20 protein-coding genes are annotated in these 22,285 nt (G+C 66.6%); 17 read left to right on the plus strand and 3 right to left on the minus strand.

What is annotated here, in order from left to right:
* Positions 1 to 22: 22 nt before the first annotated feature.
* Positions 23 to 445 (minus strand): peptide-methionine (R)-S-oxide reductase MsrB, encoded by a 423-nt coding sequence (gene msrB / locus AAFF27_13065; protein ID XAH26059.1) that lies wholly within the window; start codon positions 443 to 445, stop codon positions 23 to 25.
* Positions 442 to 1,965, minus strand: coding sequence for a YdiU family protein (locus tag AAFF27_13070; protein XAH26060.1), 1,524 nt, complete (start codon positions 1,963 to 1,965; stop codon positions 442 to 444). The genes msrB and AAFF27_13070 overlap by 4 nt, the downstream gene beginning before the upstream one ends.
* Before the next feature lie 147 nt (positions 1,966 to 2,112).
* Here AAFF27_13070 and AAFF27_13075 point away from each other — a divergent pair, with 147 nt between their 5' ends.
* From AAFF27_13075 to AAFF27_13100, 6 genes are all read left to right on the plus strand, one after another.
* Positions 2,113 to 3,756: a 3-(methylthio)propionyl-CoA ligase gene (locus AAFF27_13075; GenBank protein ID XAH26061.1), complete on the plus strand. Its 1,644-nt coding sequence runs from the start codon at positions 2,113 to 2,115 to the stop codon at positions 3,754 to 3,756.
* A 123-nt stretch (positions 3,757 to 3,879) separates the two neighbouring features.
* Complete coding sequence (locus tag AAFF27_13080) at positions 3,880 to 5,115, plus strand: branched-chain amino acid ABC transporter substrate-binding protein (protein ID XAH26062.1); 1,236 nt, start codon at positions 3,880 to 3,882, stop codon at positions 5,113 to 5,115.
* Between the two features lie 86 nt (positions 5,116 to 5,201).
* A complete protein-coding gene (locus tag AAFF27_13085; protein XAH26063.1) occupies positions 5,202 to 6,155 on the plus strand; it encodes a branched-chain amino acid ABC transporter permease in 954 nt (317 codons plus the stop codon).
* 1 nt (position 6,156) lies between these two features.
* Positions 6,157 to 7,461 carry a branched-chain amino acid ABC transporter permease gene (locus tag AAFF27_13090; GenBank protein XAH26064.1) on the plus strand — a complete coding sequence of 435 codons (1,305 nt, stop codon included), beginning with the start codon at positions 6,157 to 6,159 and terminating at the stop codon, positions 7,459 to 7,461.
* Positions 7,458 to 8,237: an ABC transporter ATP-binding protein gene (locus AAFF27_13095; protein ID XAH26065.1), complete on the plus strand. Its 780-nt coding sequence runs from the start codon at positions 7,458 to 7,460 to the stop codon at positions 8,235 to 8,237. Before AAFF27_13090 ends, AAFF27_13095 begins: the two co-directional genes overlap by 4 nt.
* A complete protein-coding gene (locus tag AAFF27_13100; GenBank protein XAH26066.1) occupies positions 8,237 to 8,932 on the plus strand; it encodes an ABC transporter ATP-binding protein in 696 nt (231 codons plus the stop codon). The genes AAFF27_13095 and AAFF27_13100 overlap by 1 nt, the downstream gene beginning before the upstream one ends.
* Positions 8,933 to 9,041: 109 nt before the next feature.
* On the opposite strand, the gene AAFF27_13105 is transcribed toward AAFF27_13100, so the two are convergent.
* Positions 9,042 to 9,887: an alpha/beta hydrolase gene (locus tag AAFF27_13105; GenBank protein XAH26067.1), complete on the minus strand. Its 846-nt coding sequence runs from the start codon at positions 9,885 to 9,887 to the stop codon at positions 9,042 to 9,044.
* A gap of 127 nt (positions 9,888 to 10,014) precedes the next feature.
* On the opposite strand from AAFF27_13105, the gene AAFF27_13110 reads away from it, so the two are divergent.
* The 11 genes from AAFF27_13110 (at position 10,015) to AAFF27_13160 (ending at position 22,282) form a co-directional block, all read left to right on the plus strand.
* Entirely contained in the window at positions 10,015 to 12,363 is a 2,349-nt protein-coding gene (locus tag AAFF27_13110; GenBank protein XAH26068.1) for a bifunctional salicylyl-CoA 5-hydroxylase/oxidoreductase, read from the plus strand.
* Complete coding sequence (locus AAFF27_13115; GenBank protein XAH26069.1) at positions 12,363 to 13,118, plus strand: SDR family NAD(P)-dependent oxidoreductase; 756 nt, start codon at positions 12,363 to 12,365, stop codon at positions 13,116 to 13,118. The genes AAFF27_13110 and AAFF27_13115 overlap by 1 nt, the downstream gene beginning before the upstream one ends.
* Complete coding sequence (locus AAFF27_13120) at positions 13,118 to 13,639, plus strand: MarR family transcriptional regulator (GenBank protein XAH26070.1); 522 nt, start codon at positions 13,118 to 13,120, stop codon at positions 13,637 to 13,639. The genes AAFF27_13115 and AAFF27_13120 overlap by 1 nt, the downstream gene beginning before the upstream one ends.
* A 111-nt stretch (positions 13,640 to 13,750) precedes the next feature.
* Entirely contained in the window at positions 13,751 to 14,596 is an 846-nt protein-coding gene (locus AAFF27_13125) for an enoyl-CoA hydratase family protein (GenBank protein XAH26071.1), read from the plus strand.
* A gap of 11 nt (positions 14,597 to 14,607) precedes the next feature.
* Positions 14,608 to 15,780 (plus strand): acyl-CoA dehydrogenase family protein, encoded by a 1,173-nt coding sequence (locus AAFF27_13130; protein ID XAH26072.1) that lies wholly within the window; start codon positions 14,608 to 14,610, stop codon positions 15,778 to 15,780.
* A 72-nt stretch (positions 15,781 to 15,852) separates the two neighbouring features.
* Complete coding sequence (locus AAFF27_13135; GenBank protein ID XAH26073.1) at positions 15,853 to 17,463, plus strand: AMP-binding protein; 1,611 nt, start codon at positions 15,853 to 15,855, stop codon at positions 17,461 to 17,463.
* A 49-nt stretch (positions 17,464 to 17,512) separates the two neighbouring features.
* Entirely contained in the window at positions 17,513 to 18,712 is a 1,200-nt protein-coding gene (locus AAFF27_13140) for an ABC transporter substrate-binding protein (protein ID XAH26074.1), read from the plus strand.
* A 210-nt stretch (positions 18,713 to 18,922) separates the two neighbouring features.
* Positions 18,923 to 19,843: a branched-chain amino acid ABC transporter permease gene (locus AAFF27_13145; GenBank protein XAH26075.1), complete on the plus strand. Its 921-nt coding sequence runs from the start codon at positions 18,923 to 18,925 to the stop codon at positions 19,841 to 19,843.
* A 2-nt stretch (positions 19,844 to 19,845) separates the two neighbouring features.
* Positions 19,846 to 20,826: a branched-chain amino acid ABC transporter permease gene (locus tag AAFF27_13150; GenBank protein XAH26076.1), complete on the plus strand. Its 981-nt coding sequence runs from the start codon at positions 19,846 to 19,848 to the stop codon at positions 20,824 to 20,826.
* Entirely contained in the window at positions 20,823 to 21,575 is a 753-nt protein-coding gene (locus tag AAFF27_13155) for an ABC transporter ATP-binding protein (GenBank protein XAH26077.1), read from the plus strand. The genes AAFF27_13150 and AAFF27_13155 overlap by 4 nt, the downstream gene beginning before the upstream one ends.
* Positions 21,572 to 22,282, plus strand: coding sequence for an ABC transporter ATP-binding protein (locus tag AAFF27_13160; protein ID XAH26078.1), 711 nt, complete (start codon positions 21,572 to 21,574; stop codon positions 22,280 to 22,282). Before AAFF27_13155 ends, AAFF27_13160 begins: the two co-directional genes overlap by 4 nt.
* Positions 22,283 to 22,285 lie beyond the last annotated feature (3 nt).

The following is a 22,285-nucleotide window of genomic DNA, read 5'->3' on the forward strand; positions in this document are numbered from 1 at the left end:
AGGCGCGATTGTCGCTTGCCGCTTAAGAGGCTTCGGGGCTGAAGTCCAGCGACGCGGAGTTCATGCAGTAGCGCAGGCCGGTGGGTGCCGGGCCATCGGGGAAGACGTGGCCCAGGTGGGCGTCGCAGCGTGCGCAGACGGTTTCGGTGCGCACCATGCCGTGGCTGCGGTCGACGATCTCGCGGATCGCGCCCGGCACGGCCTCAGAAAAGCTGGGCCAGCCGCAGCCCGCGTCAAACTTGGTGTTGGCATCGAACAGCGTGTTGCCGCAGCAGATGCAGTGGTAGCTGCCATCGGCCCACACGGCGTTGTACTTGCCGGTGAAGGCGCGCTCGGTGGCTGCATGGCGCGTGACCTCGAAGGCGCCGGGCTCGGCGCCTTTTTGCGCGAGCAGCGCCTTCCATTCGGCGTCGGTCTTGCGCGGGGTGGAGGTGTCGTCGGTCATGAGGAGCAGCTGATTTCTATGTGGGAAGCCCAATCGGGCGGGAAGCCGGCGTAGTCGTCAAAGCCGGGATGTTCGTCATATGGGGCCGCCAGCAGATTCAACAGGGTATGGACTCCGCCAAAGTCCCGAAGTTTCGCGCGCTGGATGGCCAGCTCGCCCAAATGGTTGCGCAGCACAAATTTGGGATTGGTTTTTAGCATAAAATCGCCCGCTAGCCCATGCTGTACCTGGGGTAGGCGCTCTGAATACAGTAGCAACCATTGATCGAAGGCATCGCGGTCGGCAAACAGGTCGCGCACCGGCTCCAGGGCGCCAGCCGTAACGTAGTGCGACAGTCGTCGCCAGAAGATGGTCCAGTCCACCTTGCCGCTGGCCAGCAGGCGCAGCAGCCGGTCGAGCAGGGCGGCATCGCCGTCTTGCGCGTCGGCCAGGCCCAATTTGGCGCGCATGCGGGCCAGGTACTCTTGTGGGAAGCGGCTGCGGTAGGGCTCCAGCGCGGCCAGCGTGACTTCTTCGCTGCCGATCAGCGGCAGCAGCGCCTGGCCCAGGCAGAACAGGTTCCAGTAGGCAACGTTGGGCTGCTGGTCGAAGGCATAGCGGCCCTGGTTGTCGCTGTGGTTGCAGATGTGGCGCGGATCAAAGCCATCCAGGAACTGGAACGGCCCGTAGTCGATGGTGAGCCCGAGGATGCTCATGTTGTCGGTGTTCATCACGCCATGGCAAAAGCCCACGGCCTGCCATTGCGCCACGGTGGCGGCGGTGCGCAGGCCCACCTGCTCCAGCATCGCGGCGTAGGCATTGCCGCCAAAGCGCTCGGTGTTGCGGCATTCGGGGTAGTAGCGGTCGAGCACGTAGTCGGCCAGTTGGCGCAGTTCGTCGAGCTGGCCGCGCGCGGCAAAGTGCTCGAAGTGGCCAAAGCGCACAAAGCTCTCGGCCACGCGGGCGACGATGGCGCCGGTCTCTAGCTCTTCGCGCCGCACTGCGGCATCGGTGCCGACCAGGCACAGCGCGCGCGTGGTCGGAATGCCCAGGCCGTGCATGGCCTCGCTGCAGAGAAATTCGCGCACGCTGGAGCGCAGCACCGCGCGGCCATCGCCCATGCGGGAATAGGGCGTGGGGCCCGCGCCCTTCAACTGCACTTCCAGGCCCTGGCCGTTGGTGCCGGTGGCGACCTCGCCCAGCGCAATCGCCCGGCCATCGCCCAACTGCCCGGCCCAGACGCCAAACTGGTGGCCGCTGTAGACGCTGGCATAGGGCTGGGTGCCGGCGGGCAGGCGGTTGCCGGCAAACACATCCAGCACCTCTGGCTTGTCCAGCGCCGATGGGTCAAGCCCAAGCGACTGCGCCACCGGCGCGCTCACGCTCAGCAGATGGGGCACCGGCACTGGCGTGGGACGCAGCGCGGTGAAGAAGGCGGCCCCAAGCCGCGCAAAACCTTGCTGCCAGTGCAGGCCTAAATCGACGCCATCAGAGGACTGCGGTGTGGATGCGAAAGGGACGGGGGCGGTTGCCAAGCTCATCTGGCCATTGTCCCGCACCTGCACAAGGGGCTGCGCCGGCAGGGGCATCCGAGGGCAATCCCGTAAACGGCGCCATGTTGCGCTGCGCAATACTTGCACAGGAACCATAACCTCCCTGTTCATCGCCTCAGACCAAAGGACCGACCCATGCTGGGCCTCATGCAAAGCCAACCGCTGCTGATTTCCTCCTTGCTCGAATTTGCCGAACGGCACCACGGCGACAGCGAGATCGTCTCGCGCCGCGTGGAAGGCGACCTGCACCGCTACACCTACCGCGACCTGGCCGGGCGCGCGCGCCGCGTGGCCAATGCGCTCAACGGCCTGGGCCTGGCACCGGCCGAGCGCGTGGCCACCTTGGCCGTCAACGGCTACCGTCACCTGGAGCTGTACTACGGCGTGAGCGGCTCCGGCCGCGTGCTGCACACCATCAACCCGCGCCTGCACCCAGAGCAGATCGCCTGGATCGCCGGCCACGCCGAAGACCAGGTGCTGTGCTTTGACGTGTGCTTTCTGCCCATCGTGCAGGCCGTGCATGCCAAGTGCCCCACGGTGAAGCAATGGGTGGCCCTGTGCGACGCCGACAAGCTGCCGGCCGACAGCGGCATCCCGGGCCTGGTGAGCTACGAGGCCTGGATCGGCGCCCAGCCAGACCAGTACGACTGGCCGCTGTTGGACGAAAACACCGCGTCCAGCATGTGCTACACCAGCGGCACCACCGGCAATCCCAAGGCGGTGCTCTACAGCCACCGCTCCAGCGTGTTGCACGCGTATGGGGCGGCGCTGCCCGACGTGATGGCGCTGTCGGCGCGCGACTCGGTGCTGCCTGTGGTGCCCATGTTCCACGTCAATGCCTGGGGCATTCCGTACTCGGCCTTGGTCACCGGCTGCAAGCTGGTGTTCCCCGGTGCGGCGCTGGACGGCAAGTCGGTCTATGAGCTGATCGAGGCCGAGCGCGTGACCTTCGCCGCCGGCGTGCCCACCGTCTGGCAAATGCTGCTGGGCCACATGAAGCCGCAGGGCCTGCGCTTCTCCACGCTCAAGCGCACGGTGATCGGCGGCTCGGCCTGCCCGCCAGCCATGATCACGTCCTTCCAGGACGACTACGGCGTAGAGGTGCTGCATGCCTGGGGCATGACCGAGATGTCGCCGCTGGGCACGCTTTGCACATTGAAGAACAAGCACCTGTCGCTGCCGGCCGAGCAGCAGATGAAGATCCGCATGAAGCAGGGCCGCGCCATCTTTGGTGTGGACATGAAGATCGTCGGCGACGACGGCGCCGAGCTGCCCTGGGACGGCAAGACCTATGGCGACCTCTATGTGCGCGGCCCGTGGACCGTTGATGCCTACTACGGCGGCGAAGCCAGCCCGCTGGTGCCTGATGCGCAAGGCCGCGGCTGGTTCCCCACCGGTGACGTCGCCACCATCGACGCCGACGGCTTCATGCAGATCACCGACCGCAGCAAGGACGTGATCAAGTCCGGCGGCGAGTGGATCAGCTCCATCGACATCGAGAACATCGCCATGGCCCATCCATCGGTCGCCATGGCCGCCTGCATCGGCATGCCGCACCCCAAGTGGGACGAGCGCCCGGTGGTGGCCGTGGTGCGCCGCCCGGGCGCGGTGCTGGAGCGCGATGAGCTGCTCAAGTTCTACGACGGCAAGGCCGCCAAATGGCAGGTGCCGGACGACGTGGTGTTTGTCGAAACCATCCCGCTCGGCGCCACCGGCAAGATGCTCAAGGCGCGGCTGCGCGAGCAGTTGAAGGACTACCGTTTGCCGACGACGGGCTGAGCGCTGGAGGCAATTCAGTCACTCAGGTTACAGAGCTGCCGCAGCGCTACGGGCATTCCCTGTGCAGGGGCGCAGGCAAGCTTTGTAAGCTGGCCGCACCGAGACAACCCTCAGGAGACAAGCATGCGATTCACCTTGCAGACGATAGCGGCGTCCACCTTGCTGGCCATGGCGGCCAGCGCATCCGCGCAAAGCGGGGAGACGGTGAAGATTGCCTGGCTTGATCCGCTGTCGGGCCTGATGGCCGCGGTGGGCACCAACCAGCTGAAGACCTACCAGTTCCTGGCCGAGGAATTCAGCAAGAAGAATGCTGCCGGGGTGAAGTTCGAGATCATCGGCATCGACAACAAGCTGAGCCCGCAAGAGACCAGCAGCGCGCTGCGCTCGGCCATGGACCAGGGCGCGCGCTACATCGCGCAGGGCAATGGCTCGGGGCCGGCGCTGGCCATCATCGATGCGCTGGAGAAGAACAACGCACGCAACCCCGGCAAAGAGGCGCTCTACCTCAACTACGCCGCGGTCGACCCCGACCTGACCAACAGCAAGTGCAGCTACTGGCAGTTCCGCTTCGATGCCGACACCTCGATGAAGATGGAGGCGCTGACCACCTACATGAAGGACCAGCCCGACATCAAGAAGGTCTACATCATTGGCCAGAACTACGCGCATGGCCAGCAGGTGTCGAAGTTTGCCAAGGCTGACCTGAAGTCCAAACGCCCGGACATCGAGATCGTTGGCGACGACCTGCACCCGCTGGCCCAGGTGCGCGACTTCTCACCCTATATCGCCAAGATCAAGCAGTCGGGCGCCGACTCGGTCATCACCGGCAACTGGGGCTCTGACCTGGCGCTGCTGATCAAGGCCGCCAACGACTCCGGCCTGAACGTCAAGTTCTACACCTACTACGCCGCGACCACCGGCACACCCACCGCCATGGGCGCGGCCTCTGACGGCAAGGTCTATCAGGTGGGCTATGCGCACTACAACATGGGCGGCGATATCCAGAAGCTGGCCGACCGCTTCAAGGCCAAGTTCAACGACGACATGTACACCACGAACATCTACACCGTGTTCCAGGCGCTGGTCGATGGCTTCGTCAAGGCCAAGTCGACCGACCCGGTCAAGGTGGCCGCCGCGCTGGAGGGCATGAAGTTCAAGAGCTTCAATGGCGACGTCGAACTGCGCAAGGCAGACCACCAACTGCAGCAAGGCCTCTACATTGCCAAGTGGGAAAAGGCCAGCGCCAAGTACCCGTACAGCCCGGAGAACACCGGCTACACGCTGGCGCCGGTCAAGTACTACGACGCCTATGTCGCCAGCACGCCCACCTCTTGCCAGATGAAGCGCCCGGGCTCTTGATGGCATTGCATTAGCTTTTCGCTTCAGGCCCGACGGACTGATGCCGATCGGGCCATTTTTTTAACCTCATTTGACGACGCCATGCGATGAATGCTGAATTTCTGGTCATCTCCCTGCTCAATGGCGTGAGCTATGGCCTGTTGCTGTTCATGCTCAGCTCGGGTCTCACACTCATCTTCAGCATGATGGGCGTGCTCAATTTTGCGCACACCAGCTTCTACATGCTGGGTGCCTACTTTGCTTACACGATCTCCAAGGTGGTTGGCTTCTGGCCGGCGCTGTTCCTGGCGCCGCTGGTCGTTGGTGCGCTAGGCGCTGCATTCGAGCGCTATTGCCTGCGCCGCGTGCACAAGTTTGGCCATGTGCCCGAGCTGCTGGTGACCTTTGGCCTGTCCTACCTGATCCTGGAGGTGGTGCAACTGGTCTGGGGCCGCTCCACCGTGCCCTACGGTCTGCCGGCGCAGTTGCAAGGCCCGTTGTTCACGCTGTACGGCACGCAGTTCCCCAAGTCGCGCTCTTTCATCATGCTGGTGGCGCTGCTCATGCTGCTGTCGGTCTGGCTGCTGCTGACCCGTACCCGTGTCGGACTGGTGATACAGGCGGCACTCAAGCACCCGGACATGGTCGAGGCGCTGGGCCACAACGTGCCGCGCGTCTTCATGCTGGTGTTTGGCGGCGGCGCCGCCCTGGCCGGGTTGGCCGGCGTCATTGGCGGCAATACCTACATCACCGAGCCCGCCATGGCGGCATCGGTCGGCTCCATCATCTTCGTGGTGGTGGTGGTCGGCGGCATGGGCTCGTTGGCGGGCGCCTTTCTGGCGTCGCTGCTGATCGGGCTGCTGCAGACCTTTGCCGTGGCGCTGGACTGGTCCCTGGCCGGTGGCCTGCGCTCGCTGGGCATGGCCGTGACCGACCAGACCTTTGGCTACCCGCTGCTCAAGCTCACGATCTCGCAGGTGGCGCCGATCCTGCCTTATCTGCTGTTGGTACTGATGCTGATCTTCCGCCCCAAGGGCCTTCTGGGAACGCGGGAAGATTGATATGCACGCACCCTCTACCCATTACCGATTCAAGCCGCTGAACATCGGCCGCTTCCTGCTCTGGTCGATGTTTGCGCTGGCGCTGGCCGTGGCGCCGCTGCTGTTCACCAGCAGCCTGGCGCTGACCATGCTGTCGCAGATCGGCTACTTGATCATCATCTGCCTGTCCTACAACATCTTGCTGGGGCAGGGCGGCATGCTGAGCTTTGGCCATGCGGTCTACACCGGGCTGGGCGCCTTCATTGCGGTGCACGCCATGAACATGGCGGCCGCGCGCAGTGGGCTTCAGGTGCCGCTGGTGCTGATCCCTGTTGTCGGCGGTTTGGCCGGCCTGGTGTTTGCGGCGCTGCTGGGCTTTGTCACCACGCGCAAATCGGGCACCACCTTTGCCATGATCACGCTGGGCATTGGCGAGCTGGTGGCCTCGATGGCGCTGATGTTCCCCGAGTTCTTTGGCGGCGAGGGCGGCATCACCACCGACCGCGTCTACGGCGCCAAGTTTCTCGGGCTGGATTTTGGCCCGCAGATCCAGGTGTATTACCTGATCGCCGTCTACTGCTTTGTCTGCACCGGGCTGATGTTTGCCTTCACCGGCACGCCGCTGGGCCGCATGCTCAACGCCGTGCGCGACAACCCGGAGCGGGTCGAGTTCATCGGCTACAACACCCAGCGCGTGCGCTACTTCGCCTTCATCATCGCGGGCTTCTTCGCGGGTATTGGCGGAGGCCTGTCGGTGATCAACTTCGAGATCGTCACCGGGGCCGACAGCGTCAATGTGGCGCGCTCGGGCGGCTATCTGCTGTTCACCTTCCTGGGCGGCGCCACCTTCTTCTTCGGGCCGATGATCGGCGCCGTGCTGCTGGTGTTTGCCTCGGTGCTGCTGTCTGAGCTGACCAAGGCCTGGCTGCTGTACCTGGGCCTGGCCTTTCTGGTCATGGTCATGTATGCGCCCGGCGGCATCGCCAGCCTGGTCATGATGAACCTGCGGGTGGCACGTTTTGGCCGCTTGAAGCCCCTGCTGCCGGGCTATGCGGCGCTGCTGGCCAGCGGCCTGGTCGCGCTGGCGGGCGCGGCTGCGGTGATAGAGATGCTCTACCACATGCAGCTCAATGCCGCGCTGGGCCCGGCGCTGCCCTTCCTGGGCTTCACGCTGCATATCGACCAGGCCGTGAGCTGGATCGGCGCCGTGCTGGTGCTGGCCGTGGGCATGGGCCTGTTCGAGCTGGCGCGGCGGCGCTTTTTGGTGCGCTGGGGCCAGGCGCAAGAGGCGATAGAGCAGCAACTGCGCATGAAAGGTTCGGCATGAGCACGCCCGCGATTGAGTTGCGCGATCTGCGCAAGAGCTTCGGCCGCACCGACATCATCCGCGGCGCCAGCCTGGTCGTGGCGCCGGGTGAGCGCGTGGCCATCATCGGCCCCAACGGCGCCGGCAAGTCCACGCTGTTCAACCTGATCAGCGGCCGGCTTGCGCCCACCAGCGGCGAGGTGCTGCTGCACGGCAAGCGCATAGACGGCAAACCGCCGTACGAGATCAACCGCATGGGCCTGGCGCGCAGCTTTCAGATCACCAACATCTTCCCCAAGCTGAGCGTGTTCGAGAACCTGCGCTGCGGCGTGCTGTGGAGCCTGGGCTACCGCTACAGCTTCCTGCGCTTTCTGTCGCGCCTGCATGACGCCAATGCGCGTGCCGAGCAACTGCTGGGCATGATCGGCCTGAAGTCCAAGCGCGACGTGCTGGCCGTCAACCTCACCTATGCCGAGCAGCGCGCGCTGGAGATCGGCGTCACCATCGCCGGCGGCGCCGACGTCATCCTGCTGGACGAGCCCACCTCGGGCATGAGCCGCAGCGAGACCCGGCATTTCATCAACCTGATCCGCGAGGTCACCGTGGGCAAGACGCTGCTCACGGTAGAGCACGACATGGGCGTGGTGTTCGGCCTGGCCGACAAGATCGCCGTGGTGGTCTATGGCGAGGTCATCGCCTTCGACACGCCGGAAGCGGTGCGGGCCAACCGCCGCGTGCAGGAGGCCTACCTGGGCTCCGCCGTGGCCGACAGCCAGGCAGAAGAAGGGGGCCATTGATGCTCAAGATCGACAAGCTCCACGCCTACTACGGCAAGAGCCATGTGCTGCATGGCGTCTCTTTTGACGTGCAGCCGGGCGAGATCGTCGCACTGCTCGGGCGCAACGGCTCGGGCCGCTCCACCACCGCCAAGGCCATCATGGGCCTGGTCGACTGGCAGGGCGGCCTGGCCTGGAAGGGCCGGCCGCTGCAAGGCCGCAAAGCCTACGAGATCGCCCACCTGGGCCTGGGCTACGTGCCCGAGAACCGCGACATCTTCCCCAAGCTCACCGTGCACCAGAACCTGCTGCTGGGGCAGAAGGGCGCGGGCAAGGGCAGCCGCTGGTCCTTCGACGACATGTACGCCATGTTCCCGCGCCTGAAAGAGCGCCAGCACACCGAGGCCGGCGTACTCTCAGGTGGCGAGCAGCAGATGCTCACCCTGTGCCGCACCCTGATGGGCGACCCGGACCTGATCATCATCGACGAGCCCACCGAAGGCCTGGCGCCCAAGATCGTGGAACTGGTCGGCCAGTACCTGCGCCGGCTCAAGGACCGCGGCATCTCGGTGCTGCTGATAGAGCAGAAGCTCACCATCGCCATGGACATCTCCGACCGCGTGCTGGTGATGGGCCACGGCAGCATCGTGTTCGAGGGCACGCCGGCGGGCCTGCGGGAGAACGTGGGCGTGCGCAAGGAGTGGCTGGAGGTTTGAGGGTTTAGGTTTTTGGTGAAAAGTGCCTCTAGCCCTTTGCCTGCCTGGGCTATTAGCTATCTATTTGATAGTTACCCCGCCTTGCTGGCGGCGGTACGCGGGACTTGCTTCAGCCCAGGGTACACAGCCCCAACACCGCCTCAAACAACGGATGCCCCACATCCGCCAGCGCCTCGCACGCACTGAAATGGTTGGCCCCGGGCAGCGCAATGTCCCGCACCCGGGCGCTGCCCCAATGCTGGGCAAACAGCGCGTTCTGCCGCAGAAACTCGCGGCTCTCGGCGCTGCCAACAGCAGTCACCACCTGCACCCCTGCCACCGGTTGTAGCCGCGCCGGGCTCAGGTGCAGCACCTCGTCGTCGGTGAGTTGCAGGTCCTGGTTATGGGAGGGGGCCCACTGCACGGTCTGCAGGTCTGACAGTGCGCAGAGCGGCACCACGGCGCGCGGTGGTGGCACGCCGTGCTGTGGCTGGCAGGCAACCAGCGCGGCCAACTGGCCGCCAGCAGAGTGGCCGGCGATGACCATGGGGTCCGCACGTACTCCATAGCTTGCCGCATGCCGGTGCAGCCAGGCGATGGCAGCCTGAGTCTGTTCGACGATGGTGCTGAGCGTGACCTGCGGCGCCAGGGCGTATTCCAGCAGCGCTACCGATACGCCGCGCTGCACATAGGGCTCGGCCACCCAGGTGAACTCTTCCTTGTCGCGCGCCCGCCAGAAGCCGCCGTGGATAAAGACCAGCAGGGCCGAGCCGGGCTTGCCGGGGAACAGGTCCAGCCGCTCGCGCGGGCCCGGCCCATAGGCCAGGTCCAGGTGGCCTTGCAGGCTGGCGCGCGCCTTGCGTGCCCGCTCCTGCCAGCCGGCCAGCAGCGCGGCCGGGTCGGCTAGCCCCAAGCGGGTGTTGAATTCGCGGTCATAAAAGGCCGCCAGGTCGGGGGAGGGGGTGGGCGCAGGCATGGCCGCCACGATGCCACGGGGCCCCGCAGGTCGCAAGCGCTCGCGGGCTCAATCTTATTTAGTTGACAACTAAAGTAATGACGAATAAATTGCCCGGCAGGTAATCAACTCGACCCTGGAAATCCCCATGAAGGTGGTGTGCATCGGCGGTGGCCCAGCGGGCCTGTACTTGGCGCTGCTGATGAAAAAGCGCAACCCGGCGCACGACATCACCGTGGTCGAGCGCAACAAGCCCTATGACACCTTTGGCTGGGGCGTGGTGTTTTCGGATGCCACGCTGCAGAACATGCAGGCCTGGGACGCCGAGACAGCGGCCGACATCGAGCGCGCCTTCAACCACTGGGACGACATCGAGCTGGACTTCAAGGGCCGCAGCATCCGCAGCGGTGGCCACGGCTTTGTCGGCATTGGCCGCAAGCGCCTGCTCAACATCCTGCAGCGGCGCTGCGAAGAACTGGGCGTGGTGCTGGAGTTTGAGCGCGAGGTCGATTCCGACGCCGACTTCCCCGACGCCGACCTGATCGTGGCCTGCGACGGCGTCAACTCCAAGATCCGCCGCAAACACGCGCACGTCTTCAGGCCCGACATCGTGACCCGGCCCAACCGCTTCATCTGGCTGGGTACGCACCGGCGCTACGACGCCTTCAACTTCACCTTCGAGAAGACTGAGCACGGCTGGTTCCAGGCGCATGTCTACCAGTTTGACCCGGACACCACCACCTTCATCGTCGAGACGCCCGAGCATGTCTGGCAGGCCCACGGGCTGGACCAGATGGATACCGATGCCTCCATCGCCTTCTGCGAAAAGCTGTTTGCCAAGCACCTGCAGGGCCAGCCACTGATGAGCAACGCGCGCCACTTGCGCGGCTCGGCCTGGCTCAACTTCCAGCGGGTGCGCTGCGAGCAATGGTCGCTGTTCAACGGCAACAGCCATGTGGTGCTGATGGGCGACGCGGTGCACACCGCGCACTTCGCCATCGGCTCGGGCACCAAGCTGGCGCTGGAAGACGCGATAGAGTTGGTGCGCCAGTTCGACACCGTGGGCTGGCGCCCAACCGACATCCCCGAGGTGCTACAGCGCTACCAGGCGCTGCGCAATGTCGACGTGCTGCGCCTGCAGAACGCCGCCTGGAACGCCATGGAGTGGTTCGAGGCGGTAGGCGAGCGCTATGCCGACACCCTGCCGCCAGAGCAGTTCATGTACTCCATGCTCACCCGCTCGCAGCGCATCTCGCACGAGAACCTGCGCCTGCGCGACCGCGCCTGGCTGGAAGGCTACGAGCGCTGGTTTGCCGAGGCTGCCGGTGTCACGCTGGCCCCTGGCGCGGCCGCGCCGCCGCCCATGTTCACGCCCTTCACGCTGCGCAGCGTCACGCTCAAAAACCGCGTGGTGGTATCGCCCATGGCGCAGTACTCGGCCGTGGACGGCATCGCCGGTGACTACCACCTGGTGCACCTGGGCGCGCGCGCCATGGGCGGCGCGGCCATGGTGTTTGCCGAGATGACCTGTGTCAGCGCCGAAGGCCGCATCACCCCCGGCTGCCCGGGCCTCTACACCGAGGCCCAGCGCGACGCCTGGAAGCGCATTGCCGACTGGATTCACGCCAACAGCGACGCCAAGTTTGCGCTGCAGATCGGCCACGCCGGCGCCAAGGCCTCCACCCGCGTGGCCTGGGACGGCATAGACCAGCCGCTGCCCGAGGGCAATTGGCCGCTGCTGTCGGCCTCGCCCCAGCAGTACCTGGAGGGCGTCAGCCAGCATTCGCGCGCCATGACCCGTGCGGACATGGACGAGGTGCTGGCGCAGTTCGTGCAGTCCGCCCGCTGGGCCGCAGAGGCTGGCGTCGACTGGCTGGAGCTGCATTGCGCCCACGGTTACCTGCTGTCGTCCTTCATCTCGCCGTTGACCAACCAGCGCATTGACGACTACGGCGGCTCGCTGGAGAACCGGCTGCGCTACCCGCTGGAAGTGTTTGCCGCAGTGCGCCAGGCATGGCCCGAACACCTGCCGATGTCGGTGCGCATATCGGCCCACGACTGGGTCGAGGGCGGCACCACGCCGGCCGATGCGGTGCAGATCGCGCGTGCCTTCAAGGCAGCGGGCGCCGACATGGTCGATTGCTCTTCCGGCCAGGTCAGCAAGCTGGAGAAGCCGGTGTATGGGCGCATGTTCCAGACGCCGTTCTCTGACCGCATACGCAATGAGGCGGGCATTGCCACCATCGCGGTCGGTGCCATCTCCGAGGCCGACCACGTCAACAGCATCATTGCCGCCGGCCGGGCCGACTTGTGCGCCATTGCGCGCCCGCACCTGGCCAACCCGGCCTGGACGCTGGACCAGGCCGCACGCATTGGCTACGCCGCCATCGACTGGCCGCGCCCCTACCGCTCGGCCAAGGGCCAGCTTGAATCGGGCTACGCCCGCGAGCGCGCCCAGGCGCAGGCCGCGGCGCCCCAGGCCAAGGAGCCCATCTGATGCAAGACCTGCATGCCGTCATCACCGGTGCCGGGCAGGGCATAGGCGCAGCCATTGCCCGCGCACTGGCTGCGCGTGGTGTGCGCCTGAGCCTGCTGGGCCGGCGCCTGGCGCCGCTGGAGTCATTGGCCGCCGAGCTGCCGCAGGCGGTAGCCATCGTGGCCGACGTAACCGACCCAGACGCCCTGGCCCAGGCCTTTGCCGCCGCACGCCAACGGCACGGCCCGGTCGCCATCCTGGTCAACAACGCCGGCCAGGCCGAGAGCGCGCCCTTTGGCAAGACCACGCACGCGCTGTGGCAGCGCATGCTGGATGTGAACCTGTCCGGCAGCTTCCACTGCATGCAACAGGTGCTGCCCGACATGCTCACCGCCGGCCAGGGCCGCATCGTCAACATCGCCAGCACGGCCGGCCAGCGCGGCTATGCCTATGTGGCGGCCTATACCGCGGCCAAGCACGGCGTGGTCGGGCTGACGCGGTCGGTGGCGCTGGAAGTGGCCGCCAAGGGCATCACCGTCAACGCCGTCTGCCCGGGCTATACCGAGACCGAGATCCTGCAAGAGAGCATTGCCCGCGTGGTTGCCACCACCGGCCGCAGCGAGGCCGAGGCCCGCGCCAGCTTCGAGCGCAACAACCCCCAGCAGCGCCTGGTGCAGCCGCAGCAGGTGGCAGATGCGGTGCTGTGGCTATGCGGCGAGGGCGCCGGCGCAGTTACCGGCCAGTGCATATCCGTCTCAGGCGGGGAGGTCATGTGATGCGCAATCCAAAGATGACGGCAGAGCGCCTGCTGGACGACCAGAGCATTGGCCTGGAAGGCCGCGTGGCCTCGGACGACCACCAGTCGCTCAAGCTCTGGCTGCGGCTGCTGTCCTGCAGCACTCAGATCGAGACACTGATCCGCAAGCGCCTGCGCGCCGAGTTCGGCATCACGCTGGCGCGCTTTGACTACCTGGCCCAGCTCTACCGCAACCCGGAGGGCCTGCGCATGAGCGCGCTGTCGCGCTTCCTGATGGTGACCGGCGGCAACGTCACCGGCCTTACCGACGAGCTGGAAAAAGACGGCTTTGTCGAGCGCAGCACCAACCCCGAGGACCGGCGCTCTTCCCAGGTGCGCCTCACGCCCAAGGGCCGCCGCGCCTTCGAGAAGATCGCCGCCGTGCACGAAGCCTGGGTGGTCGAGATCTTTGCCGGCCTGGGCGTGGCTGAGCAGCGCCAGATGCACGGCCTGCTGGGCGATCTGCGCGTGCAGCTCACGGCCGACGCCAAGCTTGAGTGAAACCGACATGTCCGTTCGGGCTGAGCTTGTCGAAGCCCTGCGCCCACATCAACAAGCCCTTCGACCAGCTCAGGGCGAACGGATCTAACTGAATCAAGGAGACAAGCAAACATGCCAATCAACCCCTCCCTGCTCGCCGGCAACCGCCGCCGCCTGGCCGGCCATGCCGCGCAGCACTTCGGCTGGTCCGTGCAAGACAGCGTAGCCACCATCACGCTGAACCGCCCCGAGCGCAAGAACCCGCTGACGTTTGACTCCTACGCCGAGCTGCGCGACCTGTTCGAGCAACTGCGCTATGCCGACGACGTGCAGGCCGTGGTGCTGCACGGCGCCGGCGGCAATTTCTGCTCGGGCGGCGACGTGCACGAAATCATCGGCCCGCTGATCGGCCTGCCCGCGCCCGAGCTGCTGATGTTCACCCGCATGACAGGCGCCCTGGTCAAGGCCATGCGCCACTGCCCGCAGCCGGTGATTGCCGCCATCGACGGCATCTGCGCTGGTGCTGGCGCCATCCTGGCCATGGCGTCTGACATGCGCCTGGGCACGGCGCGCAGCAAGACGGCCTTTCTGTTCAACCGCGTGGGCCTGGCGGGCTGCGACATGGGCGCTTGCGCCGTACTGCCGCGCATCATCGGCCAGGGGCGGGCCAGCGAGCTGCTCTACACCGGCCGCGCGCTGGGCGGTGAAGAGGCCGCGCAGTGGGGTTTTTTGAACCGGCTGTGCACACCAGAAGAGCTGCTGGAGCAGGCCCAGGCGCTGGCGCGCGACATTGCCCAAGGGCCGAGCTTTGCCAACGGCATCACCAAGACCATGCTGCACCAGGAATGGGCCATGGGCGTGGACGAAGCCATCGAATCCGAAGCCCAGGCTCAGGCGCTGTGCATGCTGACCGAAGACTTCTCCCGCGCCTACCACGCGTTCGCGGAAAAGCGCAAACCCGTCTTCCAGGGCAACTAAGGGCCAGGGCCATGCAGCACCAAGAACATCTGGACTGGCCTTTCTTCGACGCGCGCCACAAGGCCCTGGCGCAGGAGCTGGACGCCTGGGCGGCCGAGCACGTGGCGCACCTGCACAGCGACGACGTGGACACCGACTGCCGCACCCTGGTGCGCCGCCTGGGCGATGCCGGCTGGCTGCGCCACGCGGTGGCCGGCACTGCCTACGGTGGCAGCGGCGAGGCGCTGGACACCCGCACCCTGTGCCTGGTGCGCGAGACGCTGGCGCGCCACAACGGCCTGGCTGACTTCGCCTTTGCCATGCAGGGCCTGGGCTCTGGCGCCATCAGCCTGCACGGCACGCCTGAGCAAAAGGCGCACTGGCTGCCGGCCGTGGCGCAGGGCAGGGCGATTGCCGCCTTTGCGCTGTCCGAGCCCGACGCCGGCTCAGACGTGGCCGCCATGGCCTGCAGCGCCCGGGTCGAGGGCGACATGGTGGTGCTCGACGGCGAAAAAACCTGGATATCCAACGGCGGCATTGCCGATTTCTACGTGGTGTTTGCCCGTACCGGCGAGGCACCGGGCGCGCGCGGCATCTCGGCCTTTGTGGTGCCGGCCGATGCGCCGGGCTTCTCGGTGGCCGAGCGCATCGCCGTGATCGCACCGCACCCGCTGGCGCGGCTGCGCTTTGACAACTGCCGCATCCCGCTGGCCAACCGGCTGGGCGCGGCGGGCGAGGGCTTCAAGGTGGCCATGCGCACGCTCGATGTGTTCCGCACCTCGGTGGCCGCGGCCGCGCTCGGTTTTGCACGGCGTGCACTGCAAGAGGGCCTGGAGCGCGCCAGCACGCGGCATATGTTCAAAGGCGTGCTGGGGGATTTCCAACTGACGCAGGCCAGCCTGGCGCAGATGGCCACCACGGTAGACAGCGCCGCGCTGCTTACCTACCGCGCCGCCTGGAAGCGCGACCAGGGCCACACCGTCACGCGCGAGGCCGCCATGGCCAAGATGGCCGCCACCGAGGGCGCGCAGCAGGTGATAGATGCCGCGCTGCAGCTGTGGGGCGGGCAGGGCGTGGTCAGCGGGCAAGCTGTTGAGCGCCTGTACCGCGAGATACGCGCGCTGCGTATCTACGAGGGCGCAACCGAGGTACAGCAGCTCATCATCGGCCGCGATCTGCTGCGCGAGTTCGCACCGGCACCTTGAGCCAACCGGCTGGCCTGCCAATTGCTTTAGTTATGAAGTAGTTTTCCATCCGCACCACCAGGGGGCCCGTCCATGACCAGTGCGCATATCGACACCTTCGCCCGCGACCGGCTGCCGCCGCTTTCGCAGCAGCCCGAGTACTGCTTTGACCTGCCCGCGCTGCAGTTCCCCGCCCGGCTCAACTGCGCCACCGAGCTACTCGACCGCCGCGTGGCGGCAGGCGAGGGCAGCCGCCCCTGCCTGCTGGCGCCCGGCCTGCGCTGGACCTATGCCGACCTGCAAGACCGCGCCAACCGCATCGCCGCCGTGCTGGTGCATGAGATGGGCCTGGTGCCCGGCAACCGCGTGCTGCTGCGCGCGCCCAACAACCCCATGATGGTGGCCTGCTGGTTCGCGGTAATGAAGGCCGGTGCCATCGCCGTGGCCACCATGCCGCTGCTGCGCGCCAAGGAGCTGGTGCAGGTCATAGAGAAGGGCGAGGTCACCCACGCCCTGTGCGACGCCCACCTGGCCGACGAGCTGTGCAGCGCTGCGGCGCAATGCCCGGTGCTGCAGCAACTGCGCTACTTCAACGACGCCGGCCCCGATGGGCTGGAGGCCGCCATGGCGCGCCAGAGCGGCAGCTTTGCCAACGTGGATACGGCCGCCGACGACACCTGCATCCTGGCCTTCACCTCGGGCACCACCGGCATGCCCAAAGGCACCATGCACTTCCACCGCGACGTGATGGCGATCTGCGCCTGCTGGCCGCCGCATGTGCTGCGCCCGCAGCCGGACGACGTGTTTATTGGCAGCCCGCCGCTGGCCTTCACCTTTGGCCTGGGCGGGCTGGTGCTGTTCCCGATGAGCGTAGGCGCCTCTACCGTGTTGCTGGAGAAGGCTGCGGCCCCGCAACTGCTGCAGGCCATTGCCGAATACGGCGCGACCACGCTGTTCACCGCGCCCACCTCTTACCGCGCCATGGCCGCCAGCGGGCCGCAGTTGCGCGCCACCCGGCTGCGCCAGTGCGTATCGGCCGGCGAGGTGTTGCCGGCCGCCACCCGCGCGCTGTGGAAAGAGGCCACCGGTATCGAGCTGATAGACGGCATTGGCGCCACCGAGATGCTGCACATCTTCATCTCCGCCGACGAAGCCACGGCCCGCCCTGGCGCCACCGGCAAGCCCGTGCCCGGCTACCAGGCGCGCGTGGTGGATGAGCAGGGCCGGCCGGTGCCGCCCAACACGGTAGGCCGCCTGGCGGTCAAGGGCCCGACCGGCTGCCGCTACCTGGCCGACGAGCGCCAGGCCTGCTACGTGCAAGACGGCTGGAACCTCACCGGCGACGCCTACCTGATGGACGATGACGGCTACTTTCACTATCAGTCGCGCACCGACGACATGATCATTTCGTCTGGCTACAACATCGCCTCACCCGAGGTCGAAGACGCGCTGCTGCAGCACCCGCTGGTGGCCGAATGCGGCGTGATCGGCGTGCCCGACGAAGAGCGCGGCCAGATCGTCAAGGCCTTCGTGGTGCTGCGCCCTGGTGCCGAGCCAGGCCAGACGCTGGCTGAAGAATTGCAGACCTTCGTCAAGCACCACATCGCGCCCTACAAATATCCCCGCGCACTTGAATTTCGCACGCAGCTTCCTCGTACAGAGACGGGTAAGCTCCAGCGGTTTCGCCTGCGCGAGCCTGCTTGACTCGCGCTTCTTCAGTACCCCCGTTCAACACCCTTCGAAAGGATTGGCCATGACCCGCACCCTAGGCTCGCTCGTGACACGTACCGCTCTTGCGTCTGCCCTTGCCGCCATGGCCTGGACGGCCGGTACCGCCCAGGCGGCTGATGCGGTCAAGGTCGGCCTGCTCAGCACCTTGTCGGGGCCTGGCGCGGGCCTGGGCATAGACATCCGCGACGGCTTCAACCTGGCGGTAAAGCAGTCGGGTGGCAAGCTCGGCGGCCTGCCGGCGGAAGTGATCGTGGCCGACGACCAGCAAAGCCCTGATGTGGCGCGCCAGACCGCAGACCGCATGGTCAAGCGCGACAAGGTCGACTTCATGACCGGCATCGTCTTCTCCAACCTGATGCTGGCGGTGGGCGCGCCGGTGTTCCAGTCCAAGACCTTCTACCTGAGCGCCAACGCCGGCCCGTCGCAGTACGCCGGCGAGCAGTGCAACCCCTACTTCTTCAGCGTCTCTTACCAGAACGACAACCTGCACGAGGCCGTGGGCAAGACCGTGCAGGACAAGGGCTTCAAGCGCGTGGCCCTGCTGGCGCCCAACTACCCGGCAGGCAAGGATGCGCTGACCGGCTTCAAGCGCTACTTCAAGGGCGAGGTGGTGATGGAGACCTACACCCCGCTCAACCAGATGGACTACGGCACCGAGCTGTCCAAGATGCGCGCGGCCCAGCCAGACGCGGTCTACTTCTTCCTGCCGGGCGGCCTGGGCATCAACTTCATCAAGCAGTTTGTGGGTGCCGGCCTGTCCAAGGACATGACCTTGTTCGCCCCCGGCTTCTCGGCCGACGAAGACGTGATCAAGGCCGTGGGCGAACCCATGCTGGGCATGTTCAACAGCTCGCTCTGGGCGCATGACCTGCCCAACGAGGCCAACAAGAAGTTCGTTGCCGACTTCCAGAAGGAATACGGCCGCCTGCCCACGCTGTATGCGGCCCAGGGCTATGACTCGGCCCGCCTGATCGACGCCGCCGTGCGCGACACCAAGGGCAAGCTCGACGACAAGTCCGCAGTGCGCAAGGCGCTGGAGGCGGCCAGGTTCGACTCGGTGCGCGGCGGCTTCAAGTTTGGCCCCAACCATTTCCCCATCCAGGACTACTACCTGCGCATCGTCACCAAGGACCAGCAGGGCCGCGTCACCAACCGGCTGCTGAGCACGGTCTTCAAGAACCATGGCGACGCCTATTCGGCTAGCTGCAAGATGAAAGGCTGACGTGAACCCCCAGGCTACGCGCTTCGCGTCTTCGCCTTCCCCCTCGCAGGGGGCTGAGCCCGTACACGAAAGGTCCAGTGGACCTTTCGTGACTGGCGAAGGGCCGGGCCACTGGCCCGGCGCGGTCTGCAAGACCTCTCCTGCGGCCTGGCAAAGCCAGTTCCGCGGCGGTTCGCGCATGGCCTGCTCCGCGGCCTCTTGTGAATTGATATGACCGGCATCCTGATTCTTGAGCAAGCCCTCAACGGCCTGCAGTTTGGCCTCATGCTGTTCCTGCTGGCCGCCGGCCTCACGCTGGTGTTCGGCATCATGGACATGATCAACCTGGCGCACGGCTCGCTCTACATGCTGGGGGCCTACCTGGTGGCGAGCATTGCCACCGCGTCGGGCTCCTTCGTGGTCGGGCTGCTGGGCGGCGTGGCGGCGACGGCGGCCATTGGCATGCTGCTGGAGGTAACGGTGCTGCGCCGCCTGTACCAGCGCGACCATCTGTCGCAGGTGCTGGGCACCTTCGCGCTGTTGCTCATGGCCAACGAGGCGGTGCGCATGATCTGGGGATCACAGCCCATCGCCTTCAACCCGCCCGCCGCGCTGGCCGGGCCGGTAGAGCTGCTGCCGGGCTTCTCGTACCCGGCCTTTCGCCTGCTGATCACTGCCGTGGGCCTGGCCGTGGCGCTGGCGTTGTACCTGCTGGTGTCGCGCACCCGGCTGGGCATGCAGGTGCGTGCCGGCGCGGCCAACCGCGAGATGGCGCTGGCCATGGGCACCAATGTGCGGCGCCTGTTCACCATCGTGTTTGGCCTGGGCGCGGCGCTGTGCGCGGTGGCGGGCGGCATGCTGGGGCCGCTGCTGGCGGTGCAGGTGGGCATGGGCGAAAGCATCCTGATCCTGGCCTTTGTCGTCATCGTGATCGGCGGCATAGGCTCCATCCGTGGTGCGCTGCTGGGCGCCTTGCTGGTGGGCGTACTCGACACCGTCGCGCGCACGCTGCTGCCGCTGGTGCTGGGCCATCTGCTGGGTGCATCGGCAGCGGAAAGCGCCGGGCCGGCGCTGGCATCGGTATTGATCTACGTGGTGATGGCCGCCGTCCTATTTTTCAAACCCCAGGGCTTGTTCCCTGCTCGCGCTTGACTATGGCTGCACCTGCTTTTGCCACATGGCCGCAAGGCCCGCTGGACCATCCCTTGCGGCCTGTGCGCGCCATCGTCCTGCTGCTGTTGCTGGCCGCGCTGCCGGTGGTGGCCACGGCGCTGGGGGAAGACTTCTACATCGGCCTGGCCAGCCGCATCCTGATCTACGCGCTGGCCGCCACCAGCCTGAACCTGATCCTGGGCTATGGCGGCATGGTGAGTTTTGGCCATGCGGCCTTTATCGGCACGGGGGCCTATACCGTGGCCGTGCTGATGCAGCAGGGCGTGGCATCGGCCTGGGTGGCCTGGCCGCTGGCCATGCTGGTGAGCGCGGCGTTTGCGCTGGTCATAGGCGCCATCAGCCTGCGCACGCGCGGGGTGTACTTCATCATGATCACGCTGGCCTTTGCCCAGATGCTGTACTACCTGACGCTGTCGCTCAAGGCCTGGGGTGGGGACGACGGGCTGTCGCTGGCCGGGCGCTCGCAAGTCGGCATGGGCCTGGACCTGGGCAGCGACACGGTCTTCTATTACGTGGTGCTGGCGCTGTTTGCGCTGGTGTTTGTGGGCGTGCAGCGCCTGCTCAACGCCCGCTTTGGCCACGTGCTGCAGGCCCTGCGCGAGAACGAAACGCGCATGCGCGCCATCGGCTTCCCCGTGCTGCGCTACCAACTGGTGGCCTTTACCCTGGCAGGCGCACTGGCCGGCCTGGCGGGCGCGCTGGTGGCCAACCAGGGCAGCTTTGTCAGCCCGGCGCTAATGCAATGGAGCCAGTCCGGCATGCTGATGGTCATGGTCATCCTGGGCGGCGTGGGCTACCTGTATGGCGGGCTGGTGGGCGCGGCGGTGTTTCTGCTGCTGGAAGAGATCTTGTCGGGCTACACCATGCACTGGCAGTTTGGCCTGGGGGCCTTGCTGCTGGCCGTGGTGCTGGTGGCGCCCAACGGCTTGCTGAGCCTGCGTGGCCGCAAGGGGCAAGCATGAGTGATCTGCTGCAGATAGATGGCCTGGTCAAACGCTTTGGCGGCCTGACCGCCACCGACCACGCCCACCTGGCCGTGCGCCAGGGCGAGGTGCATGCGTTGATCGGCCCCAACGGCGCAGGCAAGACCACGCTGATCCACCAACTGTCTGGCGCCTTGGCGCCGGATGCGGGCCGCATCGTCTTCGACGGCCAGGACATCACCGCGCTGCCCATGCACCAGCGTGTGCTGCGCGGCCTGGCTCGCTCCTACCAGATCACCACCATCTTCCGCCGCCTGTCGGTGCTCGATAACCTGGCCCTGGCGGTGCAGGCGCGCCAGGGCAGCAGTCTGCGCTTCTGGCGCCCGGCCCGCGCCGAGCACGCCCGCTACGAAGAGGCCGCCGCCGTGGCCGAGCGCATCGGCCTGGGCGCGCAACTGCAGCGCAGCGCCGGCACCCTGGCGCATGGCGAGCAGCGCCAGTTGGAGCTGGGCCTGGCCCTGGCCACCCGCCCGCGCCTGCTGCTGCTGGACGAGCCCATGGCCGGCATGGGCCCGGACGAGTCCGAGCGCATGGTCACTCTGCTGCAGGCGCTGCGCAGAGAGACCACGCTGCTGCTGGTCGAGCACGACATGGACGCCGTCTTCCGCCTGGCCGACCGCATCTCGGTGCTGGTGTTTGGCAAGGTCATCGCCAGCGGCACGCCGGAGCAGATCCGCGGCAATGCCGAGGTGCAGCGCGCCTATCTGGGCGACGAGGAGACAGCATGAGCGCCCTGCTGGAAGTCGAAGGGCTGGAAACCGCCTACGGCAGCAGCCAGGTGCTGTTTGGCATGCACCTGCGCATAGAGGCCGGCCAGGCCGCCACGCTGCTGGGCCGCAACGGCATGGGCAAGACAACCACCCTGCGCTCCATTCTGGGCCTGACGCGGGCGCGCGGTGGCAGCGTGCGTTTCAGGGGCGAGCGCATCGATCAGTTGGCGCCCGACCGCATCGCCCGCATGGGCCTGGCCGTGGTGCCCGAAGGCCGGCAGATTTTCGCCAACCTGTCGGTGGCCGAGAACCTGCGCGCCTTTGGCGGCAACCGCTGCGGCAGCGCCGACCCGTGGACGCTGGAGCGCATCTACGCGCTCTTCCCCCGCCTGCAAGAGCGCGCCCGCAACATGGGCAACCAGCTCTCTGGCGGCGAGCAGCAAATGCTGGCCATCGGCCGCGCGCTCATGACCAACCCTTACCTGCTGGTGCTGGACGAGGCCACCGAAGGTTTGGCTCCCCTGGTGCGCGAAGAGATCTGGCGCTGCCTGGCCACCCTGCGCGGCCAGGGGCAGGCGATCCTGGTCATCGACAAGTACGTGCAGCGGCTGCTGCGGCTGGCGGACCGGCACACGATTGTGGAGAGGGGGAGGGTGGTGTGGGAGGGGTCTTCTTTGGCGTTGGCTGGGGAGCCGGGGTTGTGGAAGAGGTATGTGGGGGTTTGAGCG

Origin of the sequence: Xylophilus sp. GW821-FHT01B05 (assembly GCA_038961845.1) — a bacterium.
Lineage (GTDB): Bacteria > Pseudomonadota > Gammaproteobacteria > Burkholderiales > Burkholderiaceae_C > Xylophilus.

What these genes read in the sequence shown, in the direction of transcription:
- AAFF27_13110 (XAH26068.1), top strand. Translation starts at nt 10,015, where the DNA reads ATGAAGGTGGTGTGCATCGGCGGTGGCCCAGCGGGCCTGTACTTGGCG.
- AAFF27_13075 (XAH26061.1), top strand. Translation starts at nt 2,113, where the DNA reads ATGCTGGGCCTCATGCAAAGCCAACCGCTGCTGATTTCCTCCTTGCTC.
- AAFF27_13090 (XAH26064.1), top strand. Translation starts at nt 6,157, where the DNA reads ATGCACGCACCCTCTACCCATTACCGATTCAAGCCGCTGAACATCGGC.
- AAFF27_13080 (XAH26062.1), top strand. Translation starts at nt 3,880, where the DNA reads ATGCGATTCACCTTGCAGACGATAGCGGCGTCCACCTTGCTGGCCATG.
- AAFF27_13130 (XAH26072.1), top strand. Translation starts at nt 14,608, where the DNA reads ATGCAGCACCAAGAACATCTGGACTGGCCTTTCTTCGACGCGCGCCAC.
- AAFF27_13155 (XAH26077.1), top strand. Translation starts at nt 20,823, where the DNA reads ATGAGTGATCTGCTGCAGATAGATGGCCTGGTCAAACGCTTTGGCGGC.
- AAFF27_13070 (XAH26060.1), bottom strand. Translation starts at nt 1,965, where the DNA reads ATGAGCTTGGCAACCGCCCCCGTCCCTTTCGCATCCACACCGCAGTCC.
- AAFF27_13140 (XAH26074.1), top strand. Translation starts at nt 17,513, where the DNA reads ATGACCCGCACCCTAGGCTCGCTCGTGACACGTACCGCTCTTGCGTCT.
- AAFF27_13100 (XAH26066.1), top strand. Translation starts at nt 8,237, where the DNA reads ATGCTCAAGATCGACAAGCTCCACGCCTACTACGGCAAGAGCCATGTG.
- msrB (XAH26059.1), bottom strand. Translation starts at nt 445, where the DNA reads ATGACCGACGACACCTCCACCCCGCGCAAGACCGACGCCGAATGGAAG.
- AAFF27_13160 (XAH26078.1), top strand. Translation starts at nt 21,572, where the DNA reads ATGAGCGCCCTGCTGGAAGTCGAAGGGCTGGAAACCGCCTACGGCAGC.
- AAFF27_13135 (XAH26073.1), top strand. Translation starts at nt 15,853, where the DNA reads ATGACCAGTGCGCATATCGACACCTTCGCCCGCGACCGGCTGCCGCCG.
- AAFF27_13085 (XAH26063.1), top strand. Translation starts at nt 5,202, where the DNA reads ATGAATGCTGAATTTCTGGTCATCTCCCTGCTCAATGGCGTGAGCTAT.
- AAFF27_13115 (XAH26069.1), top strand. Translation starts at nt 12,363, where the DNA reads ATGCAAGACCTGCATGCCGTCATCACCGGTGCCGGGCAGGGCATAGGC.
- AAFF27_13095 (XAH26065.1), top strand. Translation starts at nt 7,458, where the DNA reads ATGAGCACGCCCGCGATTGAGTTGCGCGATCTGCGCAAGAGCTTCGGC.
- AAFF27_13125 (XAH26071.1), top strand. Translation starts at nt 13,751, where the DNA reads ATGCCAATCAACCCCTCCCTGCTCGCCGGCAACCGCCGCCGCCTGGCC.
- AAFF27_13145 (XAH26075.1), top strand. Translation starts at nt 18,923, where the DNA reads ATGACCGGCATCCTGATTCTTGAGCAAGCCCTCAACGGCCTGCAGTTT.
- AAFF27_13120 (XAH26070.1), top strand. Translation starts at nt 13,118, where the DNA reads ATGCGCAATCCAAAGATGACGGCAGAGCGCCTGCTGGACGACCAGAGC.
- AAFF27_13150 (XAH26076.1), top strand. Translation starts at nt 19,846, where the DNA reads ATGGCTGCACCTGCTTTTGCCACATGGCCGCAAGGCCCGCTGGACCAT.
- AAFF27_13105 (XAH26067.1), bottom strand. Translation starts at nt 9,887, where the DNA reads ATGCCTGCGCCCACCCCCTCCCCCGACCTGGCGGCCTTTTATGACCGC.